We start from the raw sequence: 25,763 nt of genomic DNA, 5'->3' as shown, positions 1-25,763 counted from the left end.
AGGGAGGCCAGATGCCACCTGTGGGATGGATGTCAGCCATGTTCACTCCCGATGGGCCTGGTTGAAGGTGGTGCCGCCAAAGGGCATGAGGGTCAGCCCCTGGATGTCGCTGCGGCTCACCTGGGTGCGCAGGGCATGAGCCAGCGGGATGAGCGGCAACTGTTCGTTGAGCAGCGACTGGGCATAGTAATAGTTGCGCAAGCGGAACGCGAGTTGCGGGGTGGTTACCGCATCGTCCAGCAGTTGATCGAAGGCGGGGCTGCACCAGCGGCTGTAGTTGTTGCCCCGCTCGACGGCGGCGCAGCTCAGCAACTGGCGGAAGAAGTTGTCCGGATCCGCGTTGTCGGCGATCCAGCCGGAGAGCAGGCTGTCATATTGTCCCTTGGCGAGCCGGGTCTCGATGACCGGCCAGGCCTGCTGCACTATCTTGAGCTTCACCCCTATCTTGGCGAGATCGCTGCGCATCAGCTGGGCGGTCTTGAGGCCGTCCGGGTTGTAAGGGCGGGCACCGGGCTGCACCAGTACCTGCATCTCGAACCCGTTCGGGTAGCCAGCATCCCTGAGCAGCTGACGGGCGAGCGTCAGGTCTGGCTTGCGCTGGGTCAGGGAGGGGTTGTAGCCCCAGGAGAGCGGCGGCAGCAGGCTGGCGGCAGGCTGGCCGGTCTCGAAATAGACCGCCTGCAGCAGGTTTTGCACGTTGATGGCGCTGGCCAGCGCCTGGCGCACCTGTACCTTGTTGAAGGGGGCCTTGCGGGTGTTGAGGGCGAGGAAGGCGACGTTCATGCCCGACTGTACCGACAGGTTGAGGTGAGCGTCCCTGTCGATCACCGACAGCTGGCTGGCGGAGGGGGTACTCATCACGTCGCACTCGCCGGTCAACAGCTTGGCGAGCCGCTTGGACGACTTGGGGGTGATGTCGTAGATGAGCTGCTCAATCTTCGCCTCGCCGCCCCAGTAGCCAGGGTGGCGCAGGTAGCGCACGAACTCGTTGTGACGGTACTCCTTGAAGCTGAAGGGCCCGGTACCTATGGGTTGGCTGTCCAGCAACTCGGGGGTGCCGGCCTTGTCCATCTGCTCGCCATATTCGGCCGAGAGCACGATGGCGTAGTCGCTGGCCAGGGTCGCGAGGAAGGAGGCATCCGGCCGGTTCAGCTCGAACACCACCTCATGGGGGCCCTTTTTGTAGACCCGCTTGATGAGGCTGGTCAGCCCCAGACTGTGAAAATAGGGGTACTCGCCACCCGAGATGCGGTGGAAGGGATGCTGTTCGTCCAACAGGCGATGATAGGTGAACAACACGTCGTCGGCGTTGAAATGGCGTGTCGGATTGAACCAGGGGGTGTGATGGAAGGTCACGCCCTTGCGCAGGGTCAGGGTATAGGAGAGGCCATCTTCGCTGCTGCGCCAGTGGGTGGCGAGGCCCCCCTCGATGCTGAGGGTATTGGCATTGACCTCGAGCAGGCGATCGTAGAGCGGGCGGGCGCTGGCATCCAGGGTCGCCTCGGCATTGGCAAGCTGCGGGTTGAAGGATCTGGGCGCCCCGTCGGCACAATAGATGAGCCCGGTCCTGGAGGCATCGTCTTGTTTCTGACAGCCGGTGACCAGTACCAGGAGACTGAGCAGCAGTGGTGTGAGCATTCTCATGTTGGAACCATGTTTTCAGACAGAGTTGCCCGCCAGAGGGCGAGCGCGTTGCGGGATCCTGTCGGGCAGGGACTCCCATCGGGATGTGCGAACATCCCGTTCGTCAATTCCCTCGAGCAGCTGGCATTGGCTCCTGAAGGGGGATGGCTCGGGGTCAGTCGTTGTCCGCATTGCCATTGTTATCATCCCCGTCGAGCAGCTGGTATTTACGCAGCATGCCCCTGAACTGGTGGTAGCTCAGGGTCAGCAATTGGGCGGCTTTGCGCTGATTATACTGGGATTGCTGCATCGCTTGCTTGAGTAAATTAATCTCGTACTCCGCGACCGCCCCCTTGAGATCCAGCGGCAGGCTGATGGCCTGGGGGCCGCTTGTCGAGGCCGCCTCGCTGGCAACCGGGGACGGGGTGCCGGTCCGGGGGCGCCAGGGGGAGTCGAAGGGGTTGATCACCAGCTCCGAGAGCGGCAACTGCGGGTTGCCCTGACGATACAGGCTGCGCTCCACCACGTTCTTGAGCTCGCGCACGTTGCCGGGCCAGGGGTAGTCTTGCAGCAACTGGGTCGCCTTGCGGGAGAAGCCGGCAAACAACGGATACCCCAGCTCCCGGGTCATGCCGTGGGCGAAGTGCTCCGCCAGCATCAGTATGTCCTCCCGTCGCTCCCGCAGCGGGGGCAGGGTGATGACATCGAAGGCCAGCCGGTCCAGCAGATCGTGACGAAACTGTCCCCGGGCCGCCAGCTGCGGCAGATCCTCGTTGGTGGCGCACACCAGGCGCACATCCACCTTGAGCGCCTTGGCACCGCCGACGCGCTCGAATTCACCGTACTCGATGACCCGCAGCAGCTTCTCCTGCACCCGGGCGCTGGTGGTGGCCAGCTCGTCGAGGAACAGGGTGCCGCCATCGGCTCGTTCGAACCGGCCCTGATGACGCTTGGCGGCGCCGGTGAAGGAGCCCGCCTCGTGGCCGAACAGCTCGGTTTCCAGCAGGCTCTCGCTCAAGGTGGCGCAGTTGATAGTGACAAAGCTTTGATCCCAGCGATCCGAGAGATAATGTAGGCGGTGGGCGATGAGCTCCTTGCCGGTCCCCCGCTCGCCGATGATCAGCACAGGTTTGCGCAGGGGGGCGAGTCGCGAGGTCTGCTCGATGATTTCTAGAAACGCGTTGGACTCACCCAACAGACTTTCCGTGGCCGTGGTCATCCTGATCCCTGTTCGTTGAAAAATCTGGTTAATCTTACCAAAAGTTGGTTATTTTTATCATCTCTTGTTCCGGGCATCTTGAAACTCATGGAGAGTGCCCATATAAATCAACAAGTTAATTATTGTTCCAGATTGGCACACAAGTTGCCATTGTCAATGGAGAAACAACCCAATGCCCATCACAGGAGTAGAACCATGAGTATTTTTTCCCGCCTGGCCGACATCATCAATTCCAATCTGACGTCCCTGCTCGACAAGGCCGAGGATCCCCAGAAGATGGTGCGCCTGATCATCCAGGAGATGGAAGATGAACTGGTGAAGGAGCGCTCCAACCTGGCCCGCTTCCTCGCCAACCAGAAAGAGATCGGCCGTCAGGTCAGCCGCCATCAGGAGCGGGTGAACGAATGGCAGGCCAAGGCCGAGCTGGCCCTGACCAAGGGGCGCGAGGATCTGGCCCGTGCCGCCCTCATAGAGAAGAACAAGCAGAGCGAGTTGGCCGAGGCGCTCTATCGCGAGCAGCAGGCGGTGGACAGCGGCATCGACAAGCTGGGCGACGAGATCCGCCAGCTGGAAGCCAAGCTCGAAGACGCCCGTGCCCGCCAGAAGGCGATGGCCATTCGCAGCGAAGCGGCCAGCAGCCGCCTGAACGTGCAAAGCCAGGTGGCCCGTGGCGACAGCCAGGCCGTGGTCAGCAAATTTGAGCGCATGGAGCGTCGCATCGACGAGATGGAAGCCCGTGCCGATCTGGGACAGTCCGACAAGGCGCTGGCCCAGCAGTTTGCCGAGCTGGAAGCGGACGATCAAATCAGCAAAGAGCTCGAGGCCATGCGCCAGAAGTTGGGTCAAGGCGATACCACGCCGAAACAGGGGGAGTAACAGATGGAAGATCTGCTGGGTGTATTGATGGTTCCCATGGTGGTCTTCATGGTGGTGGTGGCCCCCATCTGGCTTGTGCTGCACTACCGCGCAAAGGGACGCATTGGCGCCGGTCTTGCCGATGGCGAGCGTGAACAGCTGCAGGGGCTGCTGGTGCGTGCCGAGAAGATGCAGGAGAGAGTCGGGGCCCTGGAGTCGATTCTGGATGCGGAAGTGCCGGGCTGGAGGAACAAGGTATGACACAGTGGAGCAAAGAGGGGCGCAACCTCTATCGTGATCCCCAGCGCGGCAAGATAGCCGGGGTCTGCGCCGGCCTTGCCGACTACTTCGGGGTGGAGACCTGGATAGTGCGACTGCTGGCCATCAGCGGCCTCATCTTCGCCGGTTTCATCACCTTCACCGCCTACATAGCCGCCTGGTTTCTGCTCGACAAGAAGCCAGTTACCCTCTACGCCCAGGAGGATGCCGATTTTGCCGAGGTGCGCATGAAGGCGCGCAGTTGGCAGGCCGGTGTCACCCCCCATCAGGCGCTCGGTCGCATCGCCCAGGAGCTAGACGCGCTCGAGCCTAGGGTGCAGCGTCTCGAGAAGCTGGTGACCTCCAAGGAGTTCACCCTGCAGCGCGAGTTCAGCAAACTCTGAGTACCACAGGGCTGCGGGGCCATGGCCCCGGCCCTTATCCCCATGGTTCGGCTGTGACAGGAGAAAAAGACCCGCCTTGATACGCAACAAACTCGAACAGTCATGGTCTGTGCTTCAGCACAAAGCCTTTGAGGTGGTGAACCGGGCTAGGGATCGCCACATCCGGCTGGCGGTCACCGGCCTGTCGCGCAGCGGCAAGACCGCCTTCATCACGGCGCTGGTGAACCAGCTGGAGCACGCCGCCATCGACGGCCGTCTGCCCCTGTGGGATGCCCATCGTCAGGGGCGGATCCTCGGTGCTCGCCGGGTTCCCCAGCAAAACGCCCACATCCCCACCTTCCCCTACGAGCGGGGCCTCGATGCCCTGTTTGGTGATCCCCCCGCCTGGCCAGAGCCGACACGTGGGGTGGCCGAAGTGCGCCTGGAAATCCGCTACCGCACCCGCCACCCCTTGCGCCGGCACCTGGGGGAGATCTCCACCCTTTATGTGGATCTGGTGGACTACCCAGGCGAGTGGTTGCTGGACTTGCCGCTGCTGGATCTGAGCTACGAGCAGTGGAGCGAGCAGGTGGCAAACCAGTTGCGTCGCCCCGAGCTGCAGGCCCTGGCCGCCGACTGGCTGACCCCCGGCTGGCAGGCCGAGCAAGCCTTCGAGGAGCGGCCAGCGAGCGAGCTGGCGGCCCGTTACACCGACTATCTGCATGCCTGCAAGCAGGAGCTCGGGCTGCACCTCATCCAGCCGGGCCGTTTCGTGCTGCCGGGGGAGTATGCCGGGGCGCCGCTGCTGCAATTCGTGCCCTGGGTGTGGGACAAGCCAGCCCGGGAGCCCGCCGATGGCACCCTCTACGCCACCTTCAAGCAGCGCTTCGAGCAGTACAAGCAGCATCTGGTGCAGGGCTTCTACGAGCAGCACTTCGCAGGCTTCGATCGCCAGATAGTGCTGGTGGACTGCCTGGCGCCCCTCAACGCCGGGGCCGCCAGCTTTGGTGACATGCAGCAGGCCATCGCCCGCATCATGGAAAGCTTCGCCTATGGCAAGAGCAACTGGTGGCGCCGGCTGTTCTCCCCACGCATCGACAAGCTGTTGTTCGTGGCGAGCAAGGCCGATCACGTCACCCCGGAGCAGCACGCGCCCCTGGTCTCCTTGCTCCAGCATCTGGTGAGCAGCGGCCGGGGTCAGGCCCGCTTCGAGGGGATAGAGACCGAATGCCTGGCGCTGGCCGCCATCAAAGCCACCGAGGTGGGCAAGGGGGTCGCGAATGGTCGCGAGTTCCCGGCCATTCGCGGCACCAGCCTCGCCGGGGAGCCGCTCTTGCTCTTCCCGGGGGAGGTGCCACCCCATATTCCACCCGTTCAGTGGTGGAACACCCAGGGCTTCGATTTTCAGGCATTTCGCCCCATGCCCATGAGCGCCCATCAGGCGCTGCCCCATATCCGGCTGGACGCGGCACTGGAGTTCTTGCTCGGGGATCACCTCGAATAACCGGCGCCGCACCAAGGAGCAGACAACAAGATGAACGATCAGACAACACAGAAGGTGCCGCTGCAAGGCAAGGTGATCCTGGAGCCGACCCTGTCGGTGGCGAGCGAGACGCCGCCCCCGGCACCGGCCCAGCGGCTGGAAGAGGAGAGCTTCGAGCGACTCGAGGCGCTGGACGAGCTCACCGAGGTCGAACCCGCGCTCACTGTCAGGCCTCGCCGTCGTCATCGCCTGCTGGCCTGGGGGTTGGGGGCGGTCGGTCTGCTCTCCCTGGGCCAGTTTGGCGCCTTTCTCTACGACCAGTTTCTCACCACCCCGCTCTGGGGCGGCGCCTGGCTGCTGGCTTCGGGTCTGGTGGCGGTGGGCACGGCCGGCGTGGTCGGGCGCGAGTGGCTGCGGCTGCGCACCCTCAAGCGGCGCCAGGATGTGCGCTCAAGGGCCGAAGATCTGCTCGCCCATCAGGGGGTGGGGCAGGGGCAGGCATTCTGCGAGGCCCTGGCCGAGAAGAGCTGCGACAAGGGGCGGGAGGGATATAGCACCTGGCTGGCCCAGCTCGATGAGAGCCACAGCGATCGGGAGGTGCTGACCCTCTACAGCCAGCTGGTGCTGGGGGAGCGGGATAAACTCGCCCAGGCCCGGGTCGCCAAGTGGTCCGGGGAGGCCGCGGTGCTGGTGGCCCTGAGCCCGCTCGCCACCGTCGACATGATGCTGATGCTCTGGCGCAACCTGCGGATGATCGAGGACATCGCCGATGTCTACGCCATCGAGCTCGGCTACTGGAGCCGCATTCGCCTCATCCGCCAGGTGTTTCGCAACATGCTCTATGCCGGCGCCACCGAGCTGGTGACCGAGGTGGGGATGGACTTGCTGGGGGCCGAGCTGACCGCCAAGCTCTCCGCCCGCGCCGCGCAAGGGGTGGGGGCCGGCCTGCTCACCACTCGCCTTGGGCTGCGCACCATAGAGGCGTGCCGCCCGCTGCCCTGGTGTGCGGACGAGAAACCCAGGCTCGGGGAGCTGCGCAAGCGGCTTGTCGGCCAGCTGGCGGGCTATCTTCGCAAGTCATAGTGCCATTCAAGGGCGGGGATCACCCTGCCTGATCTCTCCCCGTGCGGGTCGTTTGCGCCACCACAGCGCCCCGGGAAAGTAGATTTGGATGTCACAAATTATTTACATCTGTGGCAGGCAGCCGACCTCGGGGTCGGCTGCTTTTTTGATGGGCAAGCCGTTACAGTGATCCTGAAGAGCAACGACAAGGAGCCTCTAGGGGCAGGAGATGACAGGGATCATGGCAAGTAGCTACACAGCACACCAACCGGACGAGCAGGGCGTCATCCACTACTCGGAGGAAGAGCAGGGGACCTGGCAGATCCTGATCGCGCGCCAGCTCGCGGCGCTCGAGGGCAAGGCCTGCGACGCATACAGGGCGGGGCTGGCTCGGCTCGCACTGCCTCGGGATCGCATCCCGCAACTGGGGGAGATCAACGCCGCCCTGACCCCCGTCACCGGCTGGTCGGTGGCCGCCGTGCCTGCCCTCATCTCCTTCGATCGCTTCTTTGCCCTGCTCGCTGATCGCCAGTTTCCGGTGGCCACCTTCATCCGCCGCCGGGACGAGCTCGACTACCTGCAGGAGCCCGACATCTTCCACGAGATCTTCGGCCACTGCGCCATGCTGACCAACCCCGCCTTCGCCCACTTCACCCACCTCTATGGCCAGCTCGGGTTGAACGCCAGCAAGGAGGATCGGGTCTATCTGGCGCGGCTCTACTGGTTCACGGTGGAGTTCGGGCTGGTGCAGGAGGGCGATGACCTGCGCATCTACGGCGGCGGCATCCTCTCCTCCATCGGCGAGACCGCCTATGCCCTTTCCGGGCAACCGGTGCTGCAACCTTTTGATCTGCTGGAGGTGCTGCGCACCCCTTATCGTATCGACATCATGCAGCCCACCTATTTCGTGTTGCCGAACCTGGCGTGTCTCTACCGTCTGGGGCCACAGGAGATCATGGCGGCGGTGGCCGAGGCCCGTCGCCTCGGTCTGCGTCCGCCCCGTTTTGCCCCGGCCCCTGGCCGGCAGGCGAGCTGAACCCGTTTTCAACCCATTCCACAACATGATTGATGAAAGGAGTCCCGAATGTCTGAACTGGCAACCCAACGGTGCGAAGCGTGCCGCGCCGATGCCCCCAGGGTGACCGAGCAGGAGCTGAGCGAGCTGATGCACGCCATCCCCGACTGGCAGCCCCTGGTGGTGAACGGCGAGCTGCAACTGAGGCGCGAATTTGCCTTTCGCAACTTCAAGGAGGCGCTGGCCTTCACCAACCGGTTGGGGGAGCTGGCGGAGGCCGAGTTCCACCACCCGGCGATCCTGACCGAGTGGGGCAAGGTGACCGTCAGCTGGTGGACCCACAAGATAGGCGGCCTGCACCGCAACGACTTCATCATGGCGGCGCGCACCGACGAGTTGATGACGTAACCGCGGCTTGACGCGAAGAAACAGGGCCTGCCCGGTGAAAACGGGGCAGGCCCGCATTTTTATGGGGGAGCGCTCGCACTGGCGGGATCGAGTCTGTATCATCAGGCTATTCAGAATGTTAGCTAGGAAGTGTGTGCCGAATGCGTCTTGAAGTCAGCTGTGAAGACCGTCTGGGCCTGACCCGGGAACTGCTCGACCGACTGGTGGAGCACAACATCGATCTGCGCGGCATCGAAATCGATACCTCAGGCATCATCTATCTCAATTTCCCCGAGCTGGAGTTTCGCGATTTCCAGCATCTGATGCCGGAGATCCGCCGCATTCCCGGCGTCTATGACGTCAAGACCATCCCCTACATGCCCTCCGAGCGAGAGCATCACGAGATAGAGGCCCTGCTCAAGGCGCTGCCGGATCTGGTCTTCTCCCTCGACAGCAAGGGACGGGTGACCCAGGCCAACCAGGCCGCCCTCACTACCCTGGCGCTGCCGCCGGAAGAGGTGCGCGGTGTGGCGCTCGCATCCCTGGTCAAGGGTTTCTCCTTCGCCCGCTGGCTGGAGGCGAGCGAGATCAAGCCCCAGACCTGCAAACTCAGCCTCGGCGGTGAGGAGTACCTCGGCGATCTGATGCCGTTGTTCGTGGCAGAAGAGAAGGGGAAGCAAGCCCTGGCCGGCGCCGTGGTGGTGCTCAAATCCGCCCGCCGGGTCGGCATGCACTTCAGCGCGCTCCATGCGGTGGAGGTGGGGGGCTTCGAACACCTGCAGGCCGAGAGCCAGAAGATGAAGGAGGTGCTGGCCCAGGCCGCGAAACTCGCGATGCAGGACGCCCCCCTGCTCATCGTCGGCGAGACCGGCACCGGCAAGGAGCTGCTGGCCCGCGCTTGTCACGGTGCCAGCCTGAGATCCAGCCACCCCTTCATGGCCCTGAACTGCGCTGCCATGCCGGACAACGTGGCCGAGAGCGAGCTGTTTGGCTACGCTCCCGGCGCCTTTGGCAACAACACCGAGGGCAAGCGCGGGGTACTGGAGCTGGCGAGCGGCGGCACCCTGATGCTGGACGAGATCGGCGACATGTCACCCCATCTGCAGACCAAGTTCCTGCGGGTGCTGCAAGACGGGGTCTTTCGCCGGGTCGGGGACGAGCAGGAGGTGAGGGTCAACGTGCGCTTCATCTGCACCACCCAGAAGCAGTTGCTGGATCTGGTGCACGAGGGCAAGTTCCGGGAAGATCTCTACTACCGCCTCAATGTGCTGAGTCTGGCGCTGCCCCCCCTGCGTGAGCGCAAGGCGGACATCATGGCGCTGGCCCAGAAGTTCGTCTCCCGCTTCGCGAGCGAGTTGCAGCGCCCGCGCCCGCGCTTTACCCGCAACATGGCCGAGTACCTGACCGCCTACCGCTGGCCCGGCAACGTGCGCCAGCTGCGCAACTGCCTCTACCGGGCCATGACTCTGCTGGAAGGGGACGAACTCGGCCCCGAGCACGTTGACTTGCCGGTGGCGGCGGATGCCATGCCCCTCATCGACGAGTGGTTCGAAGGGGGGCTCGACGAAGCGGTGAAACGCTTCGAGAGCCGGCTGCTGGAGCGGCTCTACCCGGCCTTCCCCTCTACCCGCCAACTGGCCAAGCGGCTCGGGGTCTCCCACACAGCCATCGCCAACAAGCTGCGCGAATACGGGATTGGTAAAAAGTAACTCCGAAGGCGGTGTGTACCCAGGACGCCCCTCCTGGTGTGGGCGGTCGCCATCGCTGCGACGCCAGATGACGCAGCCGGTGTGTGTCCGGATGGGGAGCCGCCGCGCGGCTGGTAAGCTCGGTGCGACTCCTCTCTGGCACTCCCTTCATGGGCGTCGGCCCATCCCGGTACCGACGTGGATTTAAGCGCGGGCATCATGCAGTTGTTTTGTTTCATCCGGATTTCCATGTGGTTGCTGCCACTGTGTTGCATGCTGGCACTGGCCAACGTGGCAGTGGCCGCGACCTCGGCCGAGATCCGCAGCGACATGGTGCGTCAAACCGTGCTCGATATCCTCAGCTACACCCGTTGGCCCAGCGAGCCTGCCACACTGCGGCTCTGTGTCGCCGCGCCCACGGCATATGCGGCGTCGCTGCTGACCATCAGACAACAGGCCAATGGTCGCCCGGTCGATGTGCATCGCTACGAGCTCGACGACGAGGCGTTGTTTCGGCGCTGCGATGTGATCTATCTGGGAGTGCTGACCCCCGAGCAACGCCTCGCCCTGTTCGAGCGTCTGCATGGTCACGCCATCCTCAGCATCAGCGAGCAGAGCCGCGAGTGCATCGCCGATGCGGTGTTCTGTCTGCAGGCAGGGGAGCGGGTGCGCTTTCGGGTCAACCTGGATGCGCTGGCCCGCAGCGGCGTGCGGGTGCACCCGGCCGTGCTGAAGCTCGCCAGGGCGGATGAGGACGCGCGATGACAATCAATCACGCAAACCCTCGACTCACGCTGCGACAGAGCCTGGGGCGTACCCACATGATGATCTCCCTGACCGCCGTCTGCATGGCGGGCCTCTTCCTGACCATCACGGCGCTGCTGGCCCTGCGCCTCTATGCGGATCACAACCTCAAGCTGGTGGCGCGTGCCATCAGCTACACCACGGAGGCGGCCGTGGTGTTCGATGACAAGGATGCGGCCAAGGATGCCCTGGAGACTATCACCTCCCGGGAGGACATCGCCAGCGCCAGTATTCTGCTGCCCGACGGTCAGGTGCTGGCGAGCTGGCGGCGGGACATCACGACCCCCTGGACCAGCCTGGAACAGCAGTTGGCCCGCTTGATCCTGCCGGGGCAGGTGGAGCTCTCCATGGTGCGGGAGAACAAGGAGATTGCCCGGGTCCACCTGGTCGGTCACGGACAATACCTGTTGCGCTTTCTCTTGCAGACCCTGATGGCGACCCTGGTGTGCCTGTTGCTCAGCATCCTGGGGGCGCTCTATGTGGCGCGCCGGATGCAGCGTTCCATCACGGCACCCCTCAAGGCCCTGACCGAGGTTGCCTACAACGTCAGCCGCCAGCGTGCTCTCAAGCAGCGAGTACCGGCGGCCAACATCGCCGAACTGCACGCGCTCGGGGAAGACTTCAATTCCCTGCTCGACGAGCTGGAGGCCTGGCAGGCTCACCAGAAGCGAGAGAATGCCAGCCTGCTGCACCAGGCGACCCATGACCCTCTCACCGGTCTGCCCAACCGGGCGCTGTTCGAGGCGCGGCTGGAGCAAGCCATCCAGGCAGGACACACCCGGCATGAGCGGTTTGCCCTTCTCTATCTGGATTGCGACCGCTTCAAGCAGATCAATGACAACCTGGGCCATGCCATAGGTGACGAGGTGCTCATCGCGCTGGCGCGGCGGGTGCAGCATCAGCTCAGGCCCATGGATCTGGTGTGTCGATTGGGAGGGGATGAATTTGTCATCCTGCTCTCTCCGGTGCATCAGGAGAGTGAGGTACACGAGGTGATGATGCGGATCCAGCAGGCGATGACCACTCCTGTGGTCTTGAGCGATGGCCGCCATCTGCAGATAGGGGTGAGCGTCGGCTCCGCCCTCTACCCCGAACAGGGGGGGACGGCAGAAGCCCTGTTGCAATTCGCCGACGGTGCCATGTATGAATCCAAACGACAACGCAGGGAGGGAGCCGGAGACCATAAGACAACCACTTGAAATTGAAAATAATGAAAGGACAAGAACAATGACTTTTTTCAACCTGATGAGAGCGGGTCTGTTCGCGCTCTTGCTCGGTGGGCTGGCGGCTTGCCAGAGCGCGCCCAAGGGCCTCACCGAGCAGCAGATCGCCGCACTCAAGGAGCAGGGGTTTCACCTGACCGACGAGGGCTGGACCCTGGATATCTCCAACAAGGTGCTCTTTGCCAACAACGTGGGGGCCCTCAATCCCGGCACCCGCCAGGTGGTGGAAGCCTTGGGCAGGGCCCTGATTGAGGTGGGGCTGAACCGGGCCCGGGTGGACGGTCACACCGACTCCAACGGCGAGGCGGCCTACAACCAGCAGCTCTCGTTGAAACGGGCCCAGTCCGTGGCCGAGGTGCTGGCATCTGTGGGCATGCCTGCGGCCAACCTGGACATCCGTGGACGCGGGGAAGAGGCGCCCATTGCCGATAACGGCACCGCCGCCGGGCGGGCGGAGAACCGCCGGGTCGCCATCATCATCGACAACGGCTGATCGGCCAACGCCCTGCATCAACTGCTATCATCCGGTTTTCCGGATCCCTTCGTTCGTTAGCCCGAATGCGTGTGTGCCACCACTCTCCTGGCGGAGAGTGGCTCTCTTCCTGCCACTCCTTCAGCATGATCCCGCTCTACATATTTTCTCGCACCCAGATAGCGGAGGCGATGACGCTTTCTCAATGTCCCTGACTTGATCCAGCACAACACGGAGATCAACTGATATTCGTTATCATTTGCATTATTTCCAGACGGTAACCTGCCAGTGATGACGCCACTATTCACCCCGACCATGACGGGGCTCGCCACCCCGGATCCCCTGAAGTTCGCCTTTGGCGCCAAGACCTCGGCCCATGCCAGCCGGGGCGGCGCAGCTCCCTTGACGCTGGACGACGCCGGTTGGCGAGCCTGGTGGCAGCGGCCGAGCGAGGCCCAGGAGCGGGCGCTCTATATTCATGTTCCCTTCTGCCGCAAGCGCTGCAGCTTCTGCAATTTCTTCGAAAACGGCGCCAACCCGGCGCGCATGAGCCACTACATGGCGGCCCTGTGCGACGACCTGCAACGGGCCGCCGAGTCTCCCTTTGGCCAGAGTCGCCCCTTCTCGGCCGTCTACGTGGGGGGCGGCACCCCGACCGACATGGCGGCGGCGGATCTGGGGCGACTGGCCAGGGCCATTCGCGCCTTCCCCCTGACCCCGGATGCGGAGCTGACCCTGGAGGGGCGGCTCAACGGTTTTGATGATGTGAAGTGGCAGACGGCCCTTGCGGGGGGCTTCAACCGCTTCTCGTTCGGGGTGCAGAGCTTCAACACAGCAGTGCGCCAGCAGGCGGCCCGTTTCGACGACAGGGAGACACTGCTCGTCCGACTGGGGGAGCTGACCCGGGATGACGAGGCGGTAATTGTTGCCGATCTTATCTTCGGCCTGCCGGGGCAGGATGATGCCCTGTGGCGCCAGGACATCGCAGATGTGATGGCCAGCGGCGTGCACGGGGTGGATCTCTACCAGCTCATCCCCATGCAGGGCACCAATCTGGAGCGGGCGCAGGAAAAGGGCCGGCTCGGCTGGTGTGCCGATGGCCAGCAGCGGGCGGCCATGTATGCCTATGGTGCCCACACCCTGGAGCAGGGGGGCTGGCAGCGGCTCTCCTGCAGCCACTGGCGGCAAGGCGAGGCCGAGCAGAGCCGCTACAACCAGATGGCCAAACGCGGCGCCGAGATCCTCCCCTTCGGTGCGGGGGCGGGGGGCAACATCCATGGCCACGGCCTCATGTATGGCCGGGATCTGGCGGCCTGGCATGAGGCGCTGGCGGCCGGTCAGCGTGCCCCCGGCATGGTGATGAGGCCCAATCCCAGCGCGTCCATCGACGGCCTGCTGCGCGGTGGCCTCGATACCGGCTGGCTTGCCCTCGGGCGCTTGCCGCCTCCCTTGCGGGCGCATCTGCTGCCGCTCTTTGAACGCTGGCAACAACACGGCCTGGCCGAGCTGACCGGGGAGATACTGGCGCTGACCCTGGCGGGGCGCTTCTGGAACGTCAATCTGCAGGCGGGTCTGTTCGAGTATCTGCAGTCAAATCCCCTGGGAGGGGAGGCGGCAACCCCTGCCGCTCATCCGGGCGGGGCCCGGCATCATTCGCGGGGGTAACGGGCAGGGGCAAGAGAAGAAGGAAATGAAAGGGGGCCGCTTGACGGCCCCCTTTCGTTATTGGTTGTTCACGTCCTCCACCCGCACCCGCAGCGCCCCCTCTGCGAGCGTGGTGACCAGTTGCTGGCCCGGGCTCACCTGGGCGGCGCGGCTGATGACCTCGCCACTGGGGGTGCGGGTGATGGAGTAACCCCGCCCCAGGGTGGCCAGCGGGCTTATCCCGTCGAGGCGCGCACTCAGCATGGCGAGGCGGTGGGCGGCGAGATCCTGGCGCTTGTTCATCAGGGTATGGAGCCGCTCTTGTGCCAGCTGGTGGCGACGCTTGCCAGCGGCCAGCAGTTTTTCCGGGCTCCTGGCCTGCAAGCGCAGTTCGAGGTTTGCGAGGCGCCGCTCCCCCTGATGCAGGCGCAGATTGAGCAGTTGCTGCAGGCGGCCGGACAACTCGTCCAGACGCTGGGACTGCTGCTCCAGCCGGCGCTTGGGATCCTGGTGGTCGAGCCGTTTTTGCAGCAGCGCGAAGCCGTGGCGGGCGGCGGTCTGGCGCCGGGAGATGGCCTGCACCAGGCGCTGCTTGAGGTGCACCAGGCGCTGGGCGCGGGCGCTCCTGTCCGGTGCCACCAGCTCGGCGGCGGCGGAGGGGGTGGGGGCGCGCAGATCGGCGGCGAAGTCACTGATGGTGACGTCCACCTCGTGGCCCACGGCGCTCACCACCGGAATGGCGGAGTGGGCGATGGCGCGGGCCACCGCCTCCTCGTTGAAGCACCAGAGATCTTCGAGCGATCCGCCGCCGCGGCCGACGATGAGCACATCCACCTCGGCGCGGCGGTTGGCAAGAGTGATGGCCGCGACGATCTGGCCGATGGCGGCGCTGCCCTGCACCTGGGTCGGGTAGATGAAGACCGGGAGATCCGGGGCGCGGCGCCCCAGCACCGTCAGCATGTCGTGCAGGGCGGCGCCGGTGGCCGAAGTGACCAGCCCCACGGCGCGCGGCTCGCGGGGGAGCGGGCGCTTGCGGCCCTCGTCGAACAGCCCCTCGGCGCCGAGGCGGCGCTTGAGCTCCTCGAAGCGCAGGGCCAGCATGCCGTCCCCGGCGGGTTGCATGGATTCGATGATGAGCTGGTAGTCGCCCCGGGGCTCATAGAGGGAGACCCGCGCCTGCACCAGCACCTGCATGCCATCTTGCGGCCGGAACGGCACCCGGCGGTTGTTGCCCTTGAACATGGCGCAGCGCACCTGGGCTGAGATGTCCTTCAAGGAGAAGTACCAGTGGCCCGAGCTTGGCATCGCCAGGTTAGAGAGTTCCCCAGTCAGCCACACCAGCCCCAGATCCTGCTCCAGTATCATGCGCACGGCGCTGTTGAGGCGGGTGACGGTGAAGATCTGCTGTTGCCTGCTCTGGCTGGATTCGTCGAGGTGGTTCAAGGCTGGCCCTGCTGCTGTGTCCGCCGGGGCGGGGAGAAAACGATGGGGCATATCTTACCCCAGTTCAGCCCATCCGCCGAGTCCATGTCTGTGGCAGCAGCGGCATCTGGCACCAGTTTGGCTGTGCCAGACGCCGAGCCATGGGGTCCGGCAGATGGCAGTTAGCTCTGTGGCTGCGCCTTGGCCGGTTTGGCGGCCTTGCTCGGGCTCACCACCAGCCAGACCGCGAGACAGACGATGGCGCCGCCCGCCACGAAGCCGCCGGTGAGGGTCTCGCCGAGCACCAGATAGCCCCACAGTATGCCAAAGGGCGGGATCAGGAAGGTGACCGTCAGGGAGCGCAGGGGTCCGATATCGGCGATCAGCCTGAAGTAGATCAGATAGGCGAGGGCGGTGCAGATGAAGCCGACCGCGAGCACGCTGGCCCACACCTCGGGCAGGGCCCAGTTGACGGTGGGGCCTGTCACCAGGGTGTAGCCGAAGAAGGGGAGCAGGAAGAGGCAGGCACCGAGCTGGCTGCCAAAGGCCACCAGCTTGGCGTCGAGGCCGCCCCGCTCGCTGATCCAGCGCCGGGTGAGAAAACCGGCGCAGCCATAGCAGGCGGTGGCGATGAGGCAGGCCAGCACGCCGATGGCCAGCTGACCACTCAGGTCGACCTCCCCCGTGGTGGTGGTGAGCCCTATGCCCATCAGCCCCAGCATGACGCCGCTCCATTTGCGCAAGGTCAGCGTCTCGTTGAAGAAGGAGAAGCCGATGAGGGCCCCCATCAGCGGCGTGGTGGCGTTGAGGATGGCGGAATAACCGGCGGGCAGCCAGAGCGCGGCGATGGCGTACATCAGGAAGGGCACGCCTGAGTTGATGATGCCGAGCACCATGATGGACTTGAGCTTGCCCTGAAACAACATGGGAGTGCGCAGCAGCAACAGCATGGCGGCGAGCCCGACCAGGGCGAAAAAGACCCGCAGGAAGGTGGTGTTGACCGAGCCGAAGGCGGGCGCGGCGATGCGCATGAACAGGAAGCTGGCGCCCCAGATGGCCGCCAGCGCCAGCAGCCGCACGTAATCCGATGTTCTCATCTTCTCTCCCTGAATGAACCGCCCTGCTGCCCGAGATGGCAAGGGGCCTTGCATCATGGCGGCAAGCGCCCCCAATGGCAACGGCCCAGAGCAGTAGGAAAGGCGCTGATAAGGTTCCCCGATGTGACCGCCACGGGCGGCGCGTCTATATCCTCCGGGTGGGGGACTTCCCCTTCACTCCCATACAAAGAAATGAAAGCGCTATCAATCACATACAGCCAATGGTGAGGTCGACGCCGGTCACATTTTGCGCGTGTTTGCCATGAGTCGGTCACTCGGGACTCTAGACTGGTCGGGCTCATCCGAAGGCGGGACGTTGCGGATGGGGGAATGCCTGGGTACACAGGCGTCACACACAAAACAATGAAAATAAAGGACTATCAATGGCTAGATGGATACTCGCGGCCGGATTGTTGGGAACCCTGATCACGGCGCCGAGCACGGCGGCGGAATGGTTCTTCCGGGGCACCGCGAATGGATGGGCGGCGACCGCCATGACGTCGACGGACGGCGTCAACTTTGATACCTGCCAGCGCTTCGTGAGCGGGGACGCCAGCGGCGGCCCGCGCTTTAAAATCGACCGATACGGCAACTGGCAGCAGAGCTACCCGAGCGCCGACTACGCGGTCACTGCCAATACCTCCTATCAGATCCGCATCCATGCCGGCACCCAGGCCATCACCACCACGGCGGTGGCGAGTTGCGAGGCCGCGGGGTTTACCAGCACGCTGCCGCAGCTCAACGTACGCGGTACCTTCAATGGCTGGGCCAGCCTGCCCATGACGCTGGTGGCGGATCACCTGTGGCAGGCCGACGCCTACATGGATGGTAAGACCAACCAGCGGCTCAAGTTTGATCAGGCGGGGGACTGGACCATCAACTTCGGCGACAGCAACGGCGACGGTGTGCTGGAGCGCAGTGGCGGCGACATCCTCTGGAGTGGCACCGGCAATGTTCGCTTCCAGGTCAACGATCAGACCCAGGCCTACAGCATCACGGCGCTCGGGGACGACAACCAGCCCCCCATCGCTGTCATCACCCCGGGGGGCACCCTGAATGTCGCTGTGGGGGATGCCGTGACCTTGAGCGGCAGCGACTCCACGGATCCCGACGGCCAGATAGCGAGCTATCTGTGGAGCAGCGGCGAGACCACGGAGAGCATCAGCGTCAACACAGCTCAGGCGGGCACCTTCACCTATGGCCTGACGGTCACCGACGATCAGGGCGCCAGGAGCAGCAGCAGCGTGAGCCTGGTGGTTACCGCCCCCCAGACCGGCGGCAGCTGGTACTTCCGCGGCACCCCCAACAACTGGGGGCTCACCCCCATGACCAGCGAGGATGGCACCACCTTCTGCACCGAGCAGGCCTTTGGCAGCAACAACCCCCGCTTCAAGATTGACCACAAGGGGGACTGGACCGAGGCGTATCCGGCCCAGGATTACCTGGTCAGCGCCAACACCAGTTATCGCATCTGCTTTGACAGCCTGCGCAAGGCCATCGAGGTGGAGACGCTGGCCGGGGCCGATCTGCAGGCCCCCACGGTGACGGCCACCCCGTCCCCGGGGAGTTATGTGGACAGCCAGTCCATCACCCTGGGAGTGAGCGACGATCAGGACAGCGCCCCCGCCGTGCATTTCACGACGGACGGCAGCCAGCCCACCACGGCATCGGCCCGCTATGCAGGCCAGCCCCTGCTGGCGAGTGACAAGGGGAGCGGCACCGATCTGGTGATCCGCACCCTTGCCATCGACGCCAGCGGCAATCAGCGCGAGCAGCGCTTCGAGTACCGTATCGGCGAGCAGGGGGTGGCGAGCGGCGATTTTCGCGCCGAGAGCATCTACTTCCTGCTGACTGCCCGCTTCTATGATGGCGATGCCAGCAACAACTACTACAACCGGGATCGCTACAAGGCGGGGGATCCCCAGTGGCGTGGCGACTTCAAGGGGTTGATCGCCAAGCTCGACTACATCAAGGATCTCGGCTTCACCGCCATCTGGGTGACGCCGCCGGTGGAGAACCGCTCCGGCCTCGACTACCACGGCTACCATGCCTACGACTTCTACCGGGTCGATCCCCGTCTGGAGTCGCCGGGGGCGGGTTACCGGGAGTTCATCCAGGCGGCCCACGCCAAGGGGCTCAAGGTGATCCAGGATGTGGTGCTCAACCACTCGAGCCAGTACGGCCTGCGCGGCAAGACCTGGATCGATCGCCTGCCCGTCAAATACTACGTACCGGCGGGGTCGAGCCAGGGACTCATCAACAATGGCCCCTATCAGGGCAATCTTGGGGATTACGCCAGCGCCAATCGCTGTGACGACGACAACCCGGCGGCGCCCGACTGGTACAAGGCCCGCTGCCAGTCCGATCCGGCGGGCACCCAGCCCCTGGTAGATCCCAAGACCGGCGCCACCGTGCCGAGCGCAGGCTACAACCCAAACCGCTTCTTCGGCATCGACGCCCAGACCCTGGATCCCGCCTGGTATCACCTGGACGGTTTCATGTCAGGCGGTGACTGGGAGAGCCCGCTTGCCCTGCAGCGCAAGCACATGGCGGGGGACTGCATCGATCTCGCCACCGGCAACCAGAACGTCAAGGACTACCTCAACGGCGCCATTCGTCAGTACCTCGACATGGGGGTGGATGCGATTCGCATCGATACCTTGAAACACATCGAGCGGGACGAACTGCTGACCTATGTCCATGACTGGCAGGCCCACAAGCCGGGGCTGTTCGTCTTTGGCGAGAACCTGGTCAAGGGCACCGGCTGGGGCTCTGAGCTCGCCAACGACAACGCCTCGGCGGTGATCCGCCCCTGGTGGTACACCCGCACCACGGCCAACCCGGCCAATCCCCGTGCAGGGGGCGATTCCGGCCTCTCTGTGCTGGACTTCTCGCTGTTCTCCACCTTCCGTGACAACGTCACCCGGGGGAACTTTGGCGGGGTAGGGGGGATCTTCGCCATGGACTGGGTCTATGGGGATGCCACCAATCTCATCACCTTCTTCCAGAACCACGACGTGGGGCCGGACAACGACTTCAAGTACCGCTACGGCGGGGAAGAGGGCAATGCGGCCATGACCTACAACCTGCTCTGGACGGCGCGGGGGATCCCGACCCTCTACTACGGGGAGGAGGTGATGTTCCAGGCCGGCAAGCCCCAGGACATCGACGGGGCCACCATGACGGTGGATCAGACCGGCCGCGCCTACTACGGGGACGTGCTGGACAACCCGGCCACCCAGAGCCACCCGCTCTACCAGCACATCAAGCGCCTGAACCAGATCCGCAAGGCGGTGCCCGCCCTGCAGAAGGCGCCCATGAGCCAGGTGAACGAGTGGGGTAGCGGCATCAGCTTCGTGCGTGATCTGAGCGCCGAAGGCAGCTACGCCGCCGTGGGCCTCGCGGCCAACTCGGCCCAGCAGATAAACCTGACCGGCCTGAAGAACGGCACCTACACGGACGCGGTGACCGGCGCGAGCCAGAGCGTCAGCAGCGGCAGTCTGAGCTTCGCGGTGCCCGCCTATTCGGCCCGAGTCTGGGTGCTGAATGGCCCGGGCAAGGTGGGGGTGGACGGCAAATACCTCAAGTAAGGAAACGCCGTCGCCCTGTGCAGCGAGTCGGCCTTCGGGCCGACTTTTTTATGGCGCCGAGGCATGAAGCGGGGGGATGAGAGCAGGCGCAGGTCGCGTCGGGCGAGGCAAGCGCAGGGCCCAGAATTGCACGTCTTTGGTGCAACTGCCCCGATGTGGTGCATTTCCTTGTTGTTTGCCCTTGAACCCAATTCCGCAGAAACATGCCGTATCACCCCCATGGCTCCCTCCTGATGGGCATCTTACATGCTTTAAAGTGGCATTTTATCGGCATGATCCACCGAATAAACGGGTTAATCAGGAATGACCGCGACATGTTTTTGAGTGGATTGGGTAAACATGCTGATCCGGCGCAGGGGTCGATCCCTGAATTGGTATGTTCCATCTGTTTCTTGATGATTATACGGAATTTAAATTCGATTTTTTATGGTATCTCGGACTCTTGTTTTGATTGGCGCTCTTTTTGCTGTGACTTGTCATGCCCATGATGGCGATGTCAGGGGCAGGGGGCCGCAAGGTCGGGGGTTGGTGTCAGCAGGTTGAATGCACCGCCGCCATCCGTGCCGGAGCGGCCTGGTTTTCGGGCAAGGGACGCCACAATCAATTGGTGTTAAGGAGTCATATGGAAGGTGAAATGACCATGCAGCCACTATCTGTAAACAAGGGGCTGGCCCACACCCTCAAGGATGATGTCTACGGCATGGTGCTTGGCGTCATGTTTATTGCAGTCGGCCTCAATCTGCTCAAGTGCGCCGGCATGATCACCGGCGGCATCGCGGGCATAGCCCTGCTGCTCGCCCATGTCAGCAGCCTGCCCATAGGGGTGCTCTTCTTTCTGGTCAACCTGCCCTTCCTGGTGTTTGGTTATGTCACCATGGGGCGGGCCTTTATGGTCAAGACGCTGATCGTCAACGTCGCCCTCTCGGCCGCCACCCAGGCGGTGCCGCTGCTCTTGACGGTGAGCTATGTCCACCCCCTGTTTTCGGCCCTGGTGGGGGGCACCTTCCTCGGTATGGGGGTCTTGTCCCTGGCCCGCCACAACGCATCGGTGGGGGGCATAGGCGTGGTGACGCTCTGGTTGCAAAGGCGCACCGGCATCAACGCGGGAAAGAGCCAGATGGTGCTCGATGTGCTGGTATTTGCCCTCTCCCTGCTCACCCTGCCGCTCTCTCTGCTGCTCTGGTCCACCCTGAGCGCGCTCGCCATGAACGCCATGCTGATTAACTGGCACAAACCCGGTCGCTACCAGGGGGGCTGAGTGGTGGCCCCCTGCGGGGCGCGGGGGAGGGGAATTGTTAAAAAGTGACCCAACGGGCGCTTCACGGGCATTTGGCTGCCAACGGCAAAAAAGATCATCTTGTCGCGAAAAAAGGCATGGTTACGCCTGAATTTATTGGTTTTTTGCCCCGTTGGTCGTATTAAATCGGGCTACGCCATAAAAAATTCAAAAAACTTCTTTACCACTGGCCAATGCATGAGTAAAATTTGTCGGCAATATTTTACACCCCCACTCCTCAACGGTGAGATATTGCCATGCTCAGGATTGCCAAAGAAGCGCTGACCTTCGACGATGTACTGTTGGTTCCAGCACACTCCACTGTTCTTCCGAATACCGCCGACCTGCGTACCAAGCTCACGTCTGCTATCTCCCTGAATATCCCGATGATTTCCGCTGCCATGGACACAGTGACCGAAGCCCGTCTGGCTATCGCACTGGCCCAGGAAGGCGGTATCGGCTTCATTCACAAGAACATGTCCATCGAGCAGCAGGCTGCCGAAGTGCGCAAGGTCAAGAAGTACGAGAGCGGCGTGGTCTCCGACCCCGTCACCGTACGCCCTGACATGACCATCGCCCAGATCAAGGAGCTGAGCCACAAGAACGGTTTCGCCGGTTACCCCGTGGTAACTGACGGCAACCAGCTTGTCGGCATCATCACCGGCCGTGATGTGCGCTTCGTGATCGATCTCTCCCAGACCGTTGAACAGATCATGACCCAGAAGGATCGTCTGGTCACCGTGCGTGAAGGGGCCCCTCGCGAAGAGGTGGTTGCCCTGATGCAGAAGCACCGTATCGAGAAGGTGCTGGTGGTGAACGCCGACTTCAAGTTGAAGGGCATGATCACCGTCAAAGACTTCCAGAAAGCCGAGCGCAAGCCGAACGCCTGTAAAGACGAGCGCGGCCGTCTGCGGGTCGGTGCCGCCGTCGGTGCCGGTGCCGGCAACGAAGAGCGCGTCGCCGCCCTGGTGGAAGCCGGTGTGGACGTGCTGCTGATTGACTCCTCCCATGGCCACTCCCAGGGCGTGCTGGATCGCATCAAGGCGACCCGTGATGCCTATCCTGACCTGCAAATCATCGGCGGCAACGTCGCCACCGCCGCTGGCGCCAAGGCGCTGGCCGCCGCCGGCGTCAATGCCGTCAAGGTCGGTATCGGCCCGGGCTCCATCTGTACTACCCGTATCGTGACCGGTGTGGGTGTGCCCCAGATCACCGCCATCTCCGACGCCGTCGACGCCCTGGAAGGCACCGGTATCCCGGTGATTGCCGATGGCGGCATCCGCTTCTCCGGTGATGTGGCCAAGGCCATCGCTGCTGGCGCGAGCTGCGTCATGGTGGGCTCCATGTTCGCCGGTACCGAAGAGGCACCGGGCGAGATCGAGCTCTACCAGGGCCGCTCCTTCAAGTCCTACCGCGGTATGGGCTCCCTGGGCGCCATGTCCAAGGGCTCCAGCGACCGCTACTTCCAGACCGACAACGCCGCCGACAAGCTGGTACCGGAAGGGATCGAAGGGCGCGTGCCGTACAAGGGCCGCCTCAAAGAGATCATCCATCAGCAGATGGGCGGCCTGCGCTCCTCCATGGGCCTGACCGGCAGCGCCACCATAGACGACATGCGCACCAAGGCCGAGTTCGTGCGCATCTCGGGCGCCGGGATGAAAGAGTCCCACGTGCACGACGTGACCATCACCAAAGAAGCCCCCAACTACCGGATGGGCTGATAAAACGGGGCCCTGCGCCCCGTTTTTCCACCATTTTTTTATCCCATGCTTTTTGTGACAACATCAGCCTGATGCAGGAATAAAATGACTAAAGACATTCACGCCCACCGTATCCTTATCCTGGATTTTGGTTCCCAGTACACCCAGCTCATCGCCCGTCGCGTCCGTGAAATCGGCGTCTACTGCGAGCTGTGGGCCTGGGACGTAACCGAAGAGCAGATCCGCGAGTTCAATCCGAGCGGCATTATCCTCTCCGGCGGCCCGGAATCCGTGACCGAGGCGGGCAGCCCGCGCGCCCCCGAGTTCGTGTTCAATGCCGGCGTGCCGGTGTTCGGAATCTGCTACGGCATGCAGACCATGTCCGAGCAGCTCGGCGGCAAGGTGCAGTCCTCCAACCTGCGTGAATTCGGTTATGCCCAGGTCGAAGTGCTGGGCCACTCCGGCAAGACCAGCGCCTTGCTGCGCAACATCGAAGACGCCATCGCCGACAACGGCCATGCACTGCTGGACGTCTGGATGAGCCACGGCGACAAGGTCACCGAGATCCCGGCTGGCTTCACCACCATAGCCCAGACCGCGACTTGTCCCCATGCGGCCATGGCCGATGAGGCCCGTCGCTTCTACGGCGTGCAGTTCCACCCGGAAGTGACCCACACCCGCCAGGGTGCCCGCATGCTGGAGCACTTCGTGAAAGAGATCTGCGGCTGCGAATGCCTGTGGACCCCGGCCACTATCATCGACGACGCCGTCGCCCGCATCCGCGAGCAGGTGGGTGACGACGAGGTGATCCTGGGCCTCTCCGGCGGCGTGGACTCCTCCGTGGTTGCCATGCTGGTGCACCGCGCCATCGGCGATCGCCTGACTTGCGTCTTCGTCGACAACGGCCTGCTGCGCCTGAACGAAGGCACCCAAGTCATGGAGATGTTTGGCGATCACTTCGGCCTCAAGATCGTCAAGGTCGATGCCGAAGAGCGCTTCCTGTCAGCTCTGGCAGGCATCGACGAGCCGGAAGCCAAGCGCAAGACCATAGGTCGCGTCTTCGTGGAAGTGTTCGACGACGAAGCCAAGAAGCTGAAGAACGCCAAGTGGCTGGCGCAAGGCACCATCTACCCGGATGTCATCGAATCCGCCGCCAGCAAGACCGGCAAGGCCCACGTCATCAAGTCCCACCACAACGTCGGCGGCCTGCCGGAAGAGATGAAGATGGGTCTGGTGGAGCCCCTGCGCGAGCTGTTCAAGGACGAAGTGCGCCGTGTCGGCCTCGAACTCGGTCTGCCCTACGACATGCTCTACCGTCACCCCTTCCCGGGTCCGGGTCTGGGTGTGCGCGTCCTTGGCGAAGTGAAGAAAGAGTACTGCGATCTGCTGCGCAAGGCCGATGCGGTCTTTATCGAAGAGCTGCGAAAGGCAGACCTCTACAACCAGGTCAGCCAGGCGTTCGCCGTCTTCCTGCCGGTGCGCTCCGTCGGCGTCATGGGCGATGGCCGCAAGTACGACTGGGTTATTGCGCTGCGTGCCGTCGAGACCATCGACTTCATGACCGCCCACTGGGCTCACCTACCGTACGACTTCCTCGGCCACGTGTCGAATCGCATCATCAACGAGATCAACGGCATCTCCCGTGTGGTGTACGACGTCTCCGGCAAGCCGCCCGCAACCATTGAGTGGGAATAAAAGGCGTGGGAATAAGCGGCTAACGCCTCTCCCAGCGGTAACGCAAAACTGTCAAAAAGGCGCCCTTGAGGCGCCTTTTCTTTTTCCAATCGTTTGCGAGAAAGTTTTGCTCCTGGCGAAGGGGATAGAGGCCCTGTTGCCAACGTTGTCGTGGTGAGTGCCTGGGGCGATCGGCAGAGTGTCTCGGACTTGCAAGAACGCGTTGCATTGGTGCCTTGCTATGGCGTTGCTAGTGGGACCCTAGGTGTATTTCATCACAAATTTGTTGATGTCCGACCAGGGGCTTGTGGAAGGTGCTTCAAGTCCATCCAGGAGCGCTTGCTGTCACGCAGTTGGTGGGCGAGTGACTTCTTGCTGGCCCAAGACGCTATCAAGAGGGCTTTCTTCCAGCAAACAGTCTTCTGTGTGGATGATCTTGTTTTATCAACGGGTCGAAGGAGCCACAGGACATAGGATGCCCACGCTCCGCTGCACCACCGTACTCGAATTGGCTGTTCAACATCCTACCGAGAAGTGACAGGTGATAACTAGATCTGTATAGACAAGGATTAGCTCGATTAATGGAAAGATGAACATATCATTATTTTGTCTGCCGCAATAAGCTTGTAAACCGTGTGTAGTTCAGTTGAAATGAATGAACTTCAAGGCGCCATCACAGAACTCCAACACCAAAGCATCACTATGTATAGGCTGTTGAATGATGAAAATGACTTGAAAAATTTTCGTCTGTGTGTTTTCGATTTTTAAGGGGGCGTTAATTCCGTATCATATGATAAAGACAATCACTTCTCTAAGGAAGGTGCGAACAAGTCCCTGATATGAGATCATGTTTGTCATCTGGAGCCATGGAACAGGGTTCATCATGAG

At 63.1% G+C, this 25,763-nt stretch carries 20 protein-coding genes; 16 read left to right on the top strand and 4 right to left on the bottom strand.

The window, feature by feature from the left end; translation table 11 throughout:
• Positions 1-42: 42 nt before the first annotated feature.
• Together sapA and pspF are read right to left on the bottom strand one after the other, a co-directional pair.
• Entirely contained in the window at positions 43-1,638 is a 1,596-nt protein-coding gene (gene sapA, locus PG898_RS05415; protein WP_270824467.1) for an ABC transporter substrate-binding protein SapA, read from the bottom strand.
• A gap of 160 nt (positions 1,639-1,798) precedes the next feature.
• Complete coding sequence (gene pspF, locus PG898_RS05410; RefSeq protein ID WP_043131981.1) at positions 1,799-2,842, bottom strand: phage shock protein operon transcriptional activator; 1,044 nt, start codon at positions 2,840-2,842, stop codon at positions 1,799-1,801.
• A 195-nt stretch (positions 2,843-3,037) separates the two neighbouring features.
• On the opposite strand from pspF, the gene pspA reads away from it, so the two are divergent.
• The 12 genes from pspA (at position 3,038) to hutW (ending at position 14,137) form a co-directional block, all read left to right on the top strand.
• The gene (gene pspA / locus PG898_RS05405) at positions 3,038-3,718 is read left to right on the top strand and encodes a phage shock protein PspA (RefSeq protein ID WP_041205885.1); all 681 of its coding nucleotides are present in this window, start codon (positions 3,038-3,040) and stop codon (positions 3,716-3,718) included.
• Positions 3,719-3,721: 3 nt separating this feature from the next.
• A complete protein-coding gene (pspB, locus tag PG898_RS05400) occupies positions 3,722-3,958 on the top strand; it encodes an envelope stress response membrane protein PspB (RefSeq protein ID WP_005300084.1) in 237 nt (78 codons plus the stop codon).
• A complete protein-coding gene (gene pspC / locus PG898_RS05395) occupies positions 3,955-4,359 on the top strand; it encodes an envelope stress response membrane protein PspC (RefSeq protein ID WP_043131979.1) in 405 nt (134 codons plus the stop codon). The genes pspB and pspC overlap by 4 nt, the downstream gene beginning before the upstream one ends.
• Positions 4,360-4,435: 76 nt before the next feature.
• Positions 4,436-5,842 (top strand): YcjX family protein, encoded by a 1,407-nt coding sequence (locus PG898_RS05390; RefSeq protein WP_270824449.1) that lies wholly within the window; start codon positions 4,436-4,438, stop codon positions 5,840-5,842.
• 30 nt (positions 5,843-5,872) lie between these two features.
• Positions 5,873-6,904: a YcjF family protein gene (locus PG898_RS05385; RefSeq protein WP_270824448.1), complete on the top strand. Its 1,032-nt coding sequence runs from the start codon at positions 5,873-5,875 to the stop codon at positions 6,902-6,904.
• 220 nt (positions 6,905-7,124) lie between these two features.
• On the top strand, positions 7,125-7,919 hold the full coding sequence (phhA, locus tag PG898_RS05380; RefSeq protein WP_161507252.1) for a phenylalanine 4-monooxygenase: 795 nt from the start codon (positions 7,125-7,127) through the stop codon (positions 7,917-7,919).
• A gap of 48 nt (positions 7,920-7,967) precedes the next feature.
• A complete protein-coding gene (locus tag PG898_RS05375) occupies positions 7,968-8,306 on the top strand; it encodes a 4a-hydroxytetrahydrobiopterin dehydratase (RefSeq protein ID WP_171273942.1) in 339 nt (112 codons plus the stop codon).
• 140 nt (positions 8,307-8,446) lie between these two features.
• Positions 8,447-9,994, top strand: coding sequence for a transcriptional regulator TyrR (tyrR, locus tag PG898_RS05370; protein WP_270824447.1), 1,548 nt, complete (start codon positions 8,447-8,449; stop codon positions 9,992-9,994).
• 228 nt (positions 9,995-10,222) lie between these two features.
• Positions 10,223-10,738: a YfiR family protein gene (locus PG898_RS05365; RefSeq protein ID WP_081805885.1), complete on the top strand. Its 516-nt coding sequence runs from the start codon at positions 10,223-10,225 to the stop codon at positions 10,736-10,738.
• Positions 10,735-11,976, top strand: a complete 1,242-nt coding sequence (locus PG898_RS05360; RefSeq protein WP_226169384.1) for a diguanylate cyclase domain-containing protein — start codon at positions 10,735-10,737, stop codon at positions 11,974-11,976. The genes PG898_RS05365 and PG898_RS05360 overlap by 4 nt, the downstream gene beginning before the upstream one ends.
• Before the next feature lie 28 nt (positions 11,977-12,004).
• Positions 12,005-12,493, top strand: a complete 489-nt coding sequence (locus PG898_RS05355) for an OmpA family protein (protein ID WP_005325315.1) — start codon at positions 12,005-12,007, stop codon at positions 12,491-12,493.
• Between the two features lie 270 nt (positions 12,494-12,763).
• On the top strand, positions 12,764-14,137 hold the full coding sequence (gene hutW / locus PG898_RS05350; protein ID WP_270824446.1) for a heme anaerobic degradation radical SAM methyltransferase ChuW/HutW: 1,374 nt from the start codon (positions 12,764-12,766) through the stop codon (positions 14,135-14,137).
• A gap of 57 nt (positions 14,138-14,194) precedes the next feature.
• Here the strand turns inward: hutW and xseA are convergent, their stop codons facing one another.
• Positions 14,195-15,559, bottom strand: coding sequence for an exodeoxyribonuclease VII large subunit (gene xseA / locus PG898_RS05345; RefSeq protein ID WP_270824466.1), 1,365 nt, complete (start codon positions 15,557-15,559; stop codon positions 14,195-14,197).
• Positions 15,560-15,720: 161 nt separating this feature from the next.
• Complete coding sequence (locus PG898_RS05340; RefSeq protein WP_042650403.1) at positions 15,721-16,635, bottom strand: DMT family transporter; 915 nt, start codon at positions 16,633-16,635, stop codon at positions 15,721-15,723.
• A 383-nt stretch (positions 16,636-17,018) separates the two neighbouring features.
• On the opposite strand from PG898_RS05340, the gene PG898_RS05335 reads away from it, so the two are divergent.
• The 4 genes from PG898_RS05335 (at position 17,019) to guaA (ending at position 24,896) form a co-directional block, all read left to right on the top strand.
• Positions 17,019-20,225: an alpha-amylase family glycosyl hydrolase gene (locus tag PG898_RS05335; RefSeq protein WP_270824445.1), complete on the top strand. Its 3,207-nt coding sequence runs from the start codon at positions 17,019-17,021 to the stop codon at positions 20,223-20,225.
• 640 nt (positions 20,226-20,865) lie between these two features.
• Complete coding sequence (locus tag PG898_RS05330; protein WP_270824444.1) at positions 20,866-21,483, top strand: YitT family protein; 618 nt, start codon at positions 20,866-20,868, stop codon at positions 21,481-21,483.
• 275 nt (positions 21,484-21,758) lie between these two features.
• Complete coding sequence (gene guaB, locus PG898_RS05325) at positions 21,759-23,222, top strand: IMP dehydrogenase (RefSeq protein ID WP_042650401.1); 1,464 nt, start codon at positions 21,759-21,761, stop codon at positions 23,220-23,222.
• 84 nt (positions 23,223-23,306) lie between these two features.
• Positions 23,307-24,896 carry a glutamine-hydrolyzing GMP synthase gene (guaA, locus tag PG898_RS05320; RefSeq protein WP_270824443.1) on the top strand — a complete coding sequence of 530 codons (1,590 nt, stop codon included), beginning with the start codon at positions 23,307-23,309 and terminating at the stop codon, positions 24,894-24,896.
• Positions 24,897-25,763: the final 867 nt, after the last annotated feature.

This window comes from Aeromonas sp. QDB31, from assembly GCF_027707605.1.
Taxonomy (GTDB): Bacteria; Pseudomonadota; Gammaproteobacteria; order Enterobacterales; family Aeromonadaceae; genus Aeromonas; species Aeromonas media.
Note: the sequence above shows the minus strand (reverse complement) of the source record. Positions and strands in the feature narration are given on the sequence as shown.